At 65.5% G+C, this 8420-nt stretch carries 7 protein-coding genes and 1 pseudogene; 7 read left to right on the forward strand and 1 reads right to left on the reverse strand.

What is annotated here, in order from left to right; translation table 11 throughout:
- A partial coding sequence (locus tag DBR23_RS00100) for a Wzy polymerase domain-containing protein (RefSeq protein WP_199227590.1) occupies positions 1-775 on the forward strand: 775 nt, incomplete at its 5' end.
- A gap of 30 nt (positions 776-805) precedes the next feature.
- Here the strand turns inward: DBR23_RS00100 and DBR23_RS00105 are convergent.
- Positions 806-1390 (reverse strand): YqiA/YcfP family alpha/beta fold hydrolase, encoded by a 585-nt coding sequence (locus DBR23_RS00105; protein WP_108496897.1) that lies wholly within the window; start codon positions 1388-1390, stop codon positions 806-808.
- A 114-nt stretch (positions 1391-1504) separates the two neighbouring features.
- Here DBR23_RS00105 and DBR23_RS00110 point away from each other — a divergent pair, with 114 nt between their 5' ends.
- The 6 genes and pseudogenes from DBR23_RS00110 to DBR23_RS00135 all read left to right on the forward strand — a co-directional run.
- A complete protein-coding gene (locus tag DBR23_RS00110) occupies positions 1505-3943 on the forward strand; it encodes a serine/threonine protein kinase (protein WP_108496898.1) in 2439 nt (812 codons plus the stop codon).
- Between the two features lie 72 nt (positions 3944-4015).
- Complete coding sequence (rodA, locus tag DBR23_RS00115) at positions 4016-5191, forward strand: rod shape-determining protein RodA (protein ID WP_056746916.1); 1176 nt, start codon at positions 4016-4018, stop codon at positions 5189-5191.
- A gap of 94 nt (positions 5192-5285) precedes the next feature.
- Positions 5286-5624, forward strand: a complete 339-nt coding sequence (locus DBR23_RS00120; protein ID WP_056066369.1) for a YegP family protein — start codon at positions 5286-5288, stop codon at positions 5622-5624.
- Between the two features lie 93 nt (positions 5625-5717).
- Complete coding sequence (gene tldD, locus DBR23_RS00125; RefSeq protein ID WP_108496899.1) at positions 5718-7202, forward strand: metalloprotease TldD; 1485 nt, start codon at positions 5718-5720, stop codon at positions 7200-7202.
- Positions 7203-7312: 110 nt separating this feature from the next.
- Complete coding sequence (locus DBR23_RS00130) at positions 7313-7852, forward strand: hypothetical protein (protein WP_108496900.1); 540 nt, start codon at positions 7313-7315, stop codon at positions 7850-7852.
- Between the two features lie 281 nt (positions 7853-8133).
- Positions 8134-8420: pseudogene (locus DBR23_RS00135) on the forward strand (3-deoxy-7-phosphoheptulonate synthase); the annotation flags it as partial.

An 8420-nucleotide genomic window follows, 5' to 3' on the forward strand; every position in this document is an offset into this window, starting at 1 on the left:
GGGCTGGGGCTGGGGGGAGCTGGACTACGCGCACTACGTCACCGTGTTCCCGGGCGAGCGGTTTTGTGTGTTGCTGGACAACGCCCACAACCTGCCCTTGCACCTTGCGGTGGAGCTGGGCGTGCCGGTGGCGCTGATCTTTTGCGCCGCGGTGGTGGTGTGGGTGCTGCGCGAAAAGCCCTGGCGCGAGACCGATCCAGCGCGGCAACTGGCCTGGGGCATCTTGGCGCTGCTGGGTCTGCACAGCCTGCTGGAGTTTCCGCTGTGGTACGGCCCGTTCCAGCTGGTCACGGTGCTGGCCGTCGCGTTGCTGTGGCGCTGGCAGCTGCCCGGCTGGGCAAGTTCGCTGGGCGCACGCCGGGGGGCGGTCGGCATCATCGTGGCCGCGCTGGCAACAGGGGCCTACGTGGGCTGGGATTTTTATCGCGTCGGCCAGCTGTACAAACCGCTCGCCGACCGGCCGCTGTCCCTGCGCCAGGACACCGTTCGCAAGGTGGGTAACACCCCCTTCTTCACCGATCAGGTCGATTTTGCGCTGCTGACCACCATCGAGCTTTCGCCCAGCAACGCGGGCCAAGTCTTTGCCGTGGCCAACAAGCTGCTGCACTTCTCGCCCGAACCCCGGGTGATCGAGCCGCTGATCGAAAGCGCCACGATGCTGGGGCTGGACGACGAGGCGGCGTTTCACCTCAAGCGATACCGCGCTGCGTACCCGGCGGACTATGAGCGGTGGCGGGAGCAGGGTCGGCGGATTTCGTCACACCTCAAGCCCTGAACGGAGGCGCGGCGGACGGCCTCCGCGCATTCAGGCCAGCCGCAGGAACTGGCTCACCAAGGGCAGGTAGTCCCCATAGTTGCCCAGCGCGTGGTCGCCTCCCTCCAGTACCACCTGCTTGGCCTGCGGGTAGCGCCCCACCATCTCGCGCCAGTCCAGCACTTCGTCGCCCTTGGCAACGATGGCCAGCTCAGGGGCTGCGGGCGAGCGACCCCGCATGTCCAGGGCCTGCAACTCGTCGATGTACTCCGGCAGAAAATAAAACCGCTCGTTCGGGTCGTGCCAGGTGGTTTGCTCGCCGATGTAGCGGGCCAGGTCGCGTGCCGGGTCCACGGCGGGGTTGAGCATCACGCTGGGGCAACCCGCGTGCTGCGCCACCCAGCTGGCGTAGAAGCCGCCCAGCGAAGAGCCGATCACCGCCATGGATGGCAGGGGCCAACCGGCAATGCCCTGCGCCACCAGCGCCATGGCGGCCCGCGGCGATGGCGGCAACTGGGGGCACCAGAAGGTCACGGAGGGGTGGTGGGCTGCCATGTAGGCCGCAGTCTGGCGAGCCTTGGACGACGAAGGGGACGAGCGAAAACCGTGCAGGTACAGCAGGTGGGTGGTGGTCATGAGACAGAAAGTGATCGGGGCAGGGGAATCACTGCTTTAACCGGGCTGGCGCAGGCATAAGATGTGCGTACCGGGGCGCCACACCGTGCGGCGCCTGGTTTTGCTACCCGCACCATGACCGATTTTGCCCCGCTTTCCACTGCCAGACGATGGGCGCTCGGATCAGGCGATAAGCCGCCTGCCTCGCTGGGTCGGTTTGAACTCAAGAAGCAGCTGGGCCGGGGCGCCCAGGCCACCGTGTGGCTGGCGCTGGACCCCCGTCTGCAGCGCGAAGTGGCCATCAAGCTCATGCGCCCCATGCAGGACCAGGACCCTTCCGTGCTGGAGCAGTGGCTGCGCGAGGCGCGCCATGTGGGGCGCCTGGCCCACCCCTACATCGTGCCGGTGTTCGAGGCCGACGTGCAGGGCTTGCAGCCCTACATCGTGTTTGAGTACGTGCCAGGCCACACGCTGGCCGAACACTTGGCCCAGCAGGGGCGCTGTACGCCGCATGACGCCGTGGCGCTTTTGGTGGATGTGCTTGATGGCTTGCATGCCGCCCACCAAGCGGGCATCGTGCACCGCGATCTCAAGCCGTCCAACATCATGATCGATGCGCACCGGCACGCCCGGGTGATGGACTTTGGCATGGCGGCCCCCGTGCAGGCCGCGCCCGATGCACAGCTGGCCAGCGGCACGCCCGCCTACATGGCACCAGAGGCGGCGGCGGGCGCTGCGCCCACCCCGGGGATGGACGTGTATTCCGCCGCGTTGGTGCTCATCGAGATGCTGACGGGGCGCCCCCTCATCCACCAAAAAGACACCTGGCAGGCGCTGTACCGCATTGCCAACGAAAACCTGGCGCTGCCCGCCGACCTGGGCCCCGGCGTGGACGACGGCCTGCGCGCCATCCTGCAGCGGGCCATGGCACGCGATCCCGCGCAGCGCTACGCCACGGCGGCGGACTTTCGGGATGCGCTGCGCGCCTGGGCGGCTCCGGCCAGTGCGCCATCGGCCGCGAGCAACGCCACGCTGGACTTTTTGCTGCGGCGCATGCGCCACAAGAGCGACTTCCCGGCCTTGTCGGATTCTGTGGCCCGCATCCAGCGGGTGGCCAATTCGGAAGACGACAGCATCAGCGACCTGACCCACGAGATCCTGAAAGACGTGGCGCTCACCAACAAGCTGCTGCGTCTGGTCAATAGCGTGCATTACGCCCACGCCAGCCGGGGCACCATCAGCACCGTGTCGCGCGCGGTAAGCCTGGTGGGCTTCAATGCAGTGCGGAACATGGCGCTGAGCCTGGTGTTGCTGGACCACATGCAGGACAAGGCCCATGCCAGCCAGATGCGAGAGGAATTTTTGCGCGCCATGATGGCGGGCTCGGTCGCGGCCGAGCTGTGCAGCACCAGCCAGGCGGCCGAGGAGGCCTTCATCGGGGCGATGTTCCAGAACCTGGGGCGCATGCTGTGCGAGTTCTACTTTCCTGAAGAGGCCCGGCAGGTGCGTAGCCTGGTGGCCTCGGGGCGCATGGAGGGCGGGGAAGAGGCTGCATCGGTACAGGTGCTGGGCCTCGGGTTTGAGGATTTGGGAGTGGGCGTGGCGCGTGTCTGGGGTCTGCCCGAAAGCCTGCAGCGCTGTATGCGCAAGCCGTTGGGCTCACCCATGCAGCGCGCGCCCGAGCATGGGGTGGAGCGCTTGCGCTGGGCGGCCATGGCGGCCAATGAGGTCGCCAGCGCCTTGCTGTTCTGCGAACCTGCTCAGCTGGAGGGGCAGCTGGGCCAAGTGGGCACGCGCTACGCACGCACGCTGGCGCTGTCGGCTGAGGCCATTGCCGAAGCCACCCTGCGTGCGCGCCACAAGCTGGTGGCACTGGCCGAGGCGCTGGACCTGCGCGTGGCGCCGGACACACCAGCCGCCCGCCTGCTCAAGCTGCCGTCGGCTGCGGGTGCGTCTGTGGCCCCCGATGACGCGCTGGGCGCCCACGAGTTGCGCGTGAACGAAACCCAGCCCCTGCCTGCCTTGCTGGAGTCCCAGGCCGGAGGGGCGGTGTCGGTGGCGCAGGTCAATGAGGTGCTGGCGGCAGGCATTCAGGACATCACCAACGCCATGGTCGAGAGTTTTCAGCTCAACGATGTACTGCGCATGATCCTGGAGACCATGTTCCGCGCGCTGGGTTTCCGGCGCATGGTGTTTTGCCTGCGCGAGGCCCGCACCGACATGTTGACCGGCCGCTTTGGCCTGGGGGAGGGCAGCGAGGTGGCCGTGCGGGCCCTCAAGGTACCCCTCAAGGCCCAGGGCGACCTGTTTGCCGCCGTGTGCCTGCGCGGTGCAGACACCCTGATCAACGACGCTACCGAGCCCCGCATGCAGGCGCGGCTGCCCGAGTGGTACCGCAAGGGCGTCAATGCACCGTCGTTCCTGCTGCTGCCGCTGCAAATCAAGGGGCAGCCCTTTGCCCTCATCTATGCCGATCAGGCCACACCGGGGGGCATTGTGGTGGATGACAAGGCCCTGGGCCTGCTGCGCACCCTGCGCAACCAGGCCGTGATGGCCTTCCGGCAGGCAGGGTAGTGCCGCTGTCGGCGATCGCCCTGCCGGGGCGTTGGCTGCTCTGACGCCCGGCATCCCCCCGATAATCGGGGAATGGCCGTCGTTTTTGAAAAGCCCACGCTCGTCCAGCGTCTGGCACCCCTGTTCCGGGGCTTTGACCTTCCCCTCCTGTTGCTGGTGCTGATGCTGGCCAGCGCGGGGTTGCTGGCCATGTATTCGTCGGGTTATGACCACGGCACGCGGTTTGTGGACCACGGGCGCAACATGCTGATTGCAGGAGCCATCCTGTTCATGGTGGCCCAGGTGCCCCCCCAGAAAATCATGGCTTGCGCCGTGCCGCTGTACCTGACCGGGGTGGCCCTGCTGGTGGCGGTGGCGCTGTTTGGCATCACCAAAAAAGGGGCCACGCGCTGGATCAACGTGGGTATCGTGATCCAGCCCAGCGAAATCCTCAAGATCGCCATGCCACTGATGCTGGCTTGGTGGTTCCAGAAGCGCGAGGGCACGCTGCGTCCCTTGGACTTTGCTGCGGCGGGCCTGCTGCTGGCGGTTCCAGTGGGCCTGGTCATGAAGCAGCCCGACCTCGGTACCTCGCTGCTGGTGCTGGCGGCGGGGCTCTCGGTGATCTTTTTTGCGGGCCTCTCCTGGAAGCTGATCCTGCCCCCGGTGCTGATTGGCGGTGTGGGCATTGCCACCCTGGTGCTGCTGGGCGACCAGCTGTGCGCGGATGGCGTGCGATGGGTGGTGCTGCACGACTACCAGCAGCAGCGCATCTGCACCTTGCTGGACCCCACCCGCGACCCGCTGGGCAAGGGCTTTCACATCATCCAGGGCATGATCGCCATCGGCTCGGGCGGCCTGTGGGGCAAGGGCTTCATGGCGGGTACTCAGACCCACCTGGAGTTCATCCCCGAGCGCACCACCGACTTCATTTTTGCCGCCTATTCGGAAGAGTTTGGCCTGGCGGGCAACTTGTTCCTGCTGGTGTGTTTTCTGCTGCTGGTCTGGCGCGGCCTGGCCATTGCCGCAGGCGCCACTACCTTGTTTGGCCGCCTCATGGGGGGCGCGGTATCTATGATCTTTTTCACCTATGCCTTTGTGAACATGGGCATGGTGAGTGGCATCCTGCCGGTGGTGGGCGTCCCCTTGCCCTTCATCAGCTATGGCGGCACCGCCATGGTGACGCTGGGGCTGGCACTGGGCATCCTGATGTCGGTGGCGCGATCCCAGAAGCAGGAAACCAAGGATCCTCTTCCTGCAGCACTGTAGGGCCTTGTGGGCCTGGTTGCCTGGAACACGCCCTCGGGGTACAAACCGGCTGGCCAACCGTGTTTTGGCCGCTCAGCATCCGGAGGGTTTCCCCATGGCGGCGAAGTTCGAGCTCAAGAAGTCGAAAAACGACAAGTTTGTCTTCAACCTGCTGGCCGCCAACGGTCAGGTCATCCTGACCAGCGAGATGTACGAGTCTCGAGCCAGCGCGCTGGGTGGTATCGAGGCGGTGCGCAAGAACGCTCCGAACGATGGCCGTTTTGGCAGGCTCAGTGCCAAGAACGGAGCGCCATATTTCACGTTGAAGGCCGCCAATGGCCAGGTGATTGGCCAAAGCCAGATGTACTCCGGTGCCAAGGCCCGGGACGCGGGCATCGAGTCGGTGCAGGCCCATGCGGCCGAGGCCGGCCTGGATGACCAGACCGCCGCGTAAGGCGGCGGGGCGGCGCTGACGGGGCGCCAGGGTCAAATAGGGACATGTGGGCTCCACACGGGCAGGGGCTGGTCAGGCGCCTAAAATGCTTCGATGACTTTCCGCTCCACCACTGCCGCGCCCCAGCGTGCGGCCACCAGCCAGCGCATTGATGTTGCCCGTGAACTGCTGCTGACCCCTTTTGGCCTGGACGAAGGCCACCTCGCCCGCGCACTGGCCGAGATCCGCACCCACCAGGTGGACGATGCAGACCTGTACTTCCAGTACACCCGCAGTGAAGGCTGGAGCCTGGAAGAGGGCATCGTCAAGACAGGCTCCTTCAGCATCGACCAGGGCGTGGGGGTGCGTGCTGTCAGTGGCGAGAAGACGGCCTTTGCCTATTCGGACGACATCTCCGAGGCATCGCTGCTGGACGCAGCGCGCACCGTACGGGCTATTTCGTCTATAGCGAACGCAGGCAAAGTGCGGGTAGCTCCTAAAAAGGTAGCATCCAGCCGCAGCCTGTACCCGGGCGTGGACCCGATTGCCTCGCTGGACAGCACGGCCAAGGTGGCGCTGCTGGAGCGGCTGGAGCAGCGCGCCCGGGCCAAGGACCCGCGCGTGGCGCAGGTGATGGCGGGGCTGGCCAGTGAATACGACGTGGTGCTGGTGGCGCGCGCCGATGGCACCCTGGCGGCCGATGTGCGACCGCTCGTGCGGCTGTCGGTCACGGTGATTGCCGAGCAGAACGGCCGACGTGAGATGGGCTCTGCTGGCGGCGGTGGTCGTTTTGGTCTCGCCTACTTCGACGACGAGCAAATGGGTAAGTACGTTGACGAGGCCGTGAACGCGGCCCTGGTCAATCTGGAATCGCGCCCCGCCCCGGCGGGCGAGATGACCGTGGTGCTGGGCTCAGGCTGGCCCGGTATCCTGCTTCACGAGGCCATCGGCCACGGGCTGGAAGGCGACTTCAACCGCAAGGGCTCCAGCGCGTTCAGTGGCCGCATTGGCCAGCGCGTGGCTGCCAAGGGTGTCACTGTGCTGGACGACGGCACCATTGCCGACCGCCGAGGTTCGCTGAACGTGGATGACGAAGGCCATGCCAGCCAGCGCAATGTGCTGATCGAGGATGGCATCTTGAAGGGCTACATCCAGGACTCGCTGAACGCACGCCTGATGGGTGTGGCACCCACCGGCAACGGCCGCCGCGAAAGCTATGCCCACATCCCCATGCCGCGCATGACCAACACCTACATGCTGGGCGGCGACAAGGACCCGCAAGAGATCATCGCCAGCATCAAGAAGGGCCTGTACGCCAGCAACTTCGGCGGCGGGCAGGTGGACATCACCTCGGGCAAGTTCGTGTTCTCGGCCAGCGAAGCGTACTGGGTGGAAAACGGCAAGATCCAGTACCCCGTCAAGGGCGCCACCATCATCGGCAGCGGCCCCGAGTCGCTCAAGAAGGTGACCATGATCGGTAACGACATGCGCCTCGACAGCGGCGTGGGTACCTGCGGCAAGGAAGGCCAGAGCGTGCCCGTGGGCGTGGGGCAACCCACGCTGCGCATCGAAGGCTTGACGGTGGGCGGTACGGCCTGAGGGTAGCGTTGGCAGCCTGCCGGCAGACCTGGGGTGGTGCGTGACTTCGCGTTTTCACCCGCTTTTCGGGGCTTGTACTGCGCGTCGGCCAGCGCACAATGGGTGACACCATGCCTGCCACGCGCCCCAGTCAATTGCTGACGCTCCAGTCGTTTGGAGACATCAGCCGCTTTTTGCGCGAGGGCGTTGCCGACGAGGACTCGCGCCAGCTGCGTGACAGCCTTGGTGCGTTGTCCTCGCAGATCGACGAGGCAGTTCGCATCCGCCGCACCAGTACGGACACCACCGAGATCACGCGCCGCGTGGTGACCTTGTCGCACAGCGCGCGTGAACATCAGCTGTTTTTGACTGGCCTGGGCTCAGCGTGGCACGCGCTGTACGAGTTTGGCGCCTACCAGCGTGCACTGCGCGAGCTGCGCAACGCCATTGCAGACTGGCAACTGATGCTGGAGCGGCGCAGCACCAAAGAAAGCGAAAGCTTTGACCAGTTCGAGCTGCTGGCCTGGCGGACCTTGGGCGAAGCGCTGCTGCTCATCGACATGTACGAGCACCAGACCAATCCTGCGAGCGACTTGCAAGACGTGCCGCCGCCGCGCAAGCCCTCGGCGTTGCAGCGCTTGCGTGCATGGTTTCGGGGTGGACGCCGGTGAATCGCTCTGGTCTGGCGCTTTTGGGGCGAGTGGATGTCGTGCATTTGCAACATGCCGAGGGTGCTGAACTGCCGCACTCCTGTGCTACATTGCTTTCCATGCAAGTTCGCAGCGCGTTTTATTTTTGGTTTTTTATCTCGGTCCCCGGCGGATGAGAGGAAAACGCGCAAGCACACACAACCTCCCCATACCAACCGCCGACGCTGCAAAGCCCGGCGGTTTTTGTTTTTCAGCCCTCCCGTTTTTCCATCCACTCCAACCGACTCCACGAGGAAGCAACCATGACGGCCACTACCAATCCCACCAGCGATGCCTGGTACCGCAGCGTCGAGAAAACCAGCCAGACCGACGACGAACGTATCAAGGACATCACCGTGTTGCCTCCTCCCGAGCATCTGATCCGCTTCTTCCCGATCGGCGGCACGCCGGTCGAGACGCTGATCACCCAGACCCGCAAGAACATTCACAACATCATGGCGGGCAAGGACGACCGCCTGCTAGTGGTGATTGGCCCTTGCTCTATCCACGATCCCGCCGCCGCTGTCGAGTACGCCCGCCGCCTGATGGC

The organism is Acidovorax sp. HMWF018 (assembly GCF_003061035.1).
Classification (GTDB): domain Bacteria; phylum Pseudomonadota; class Gammaproteobacteria; order Burkholderiales; family Burkholderiaceae_C; genus Acidovorax; species Acidovorax delafieldii.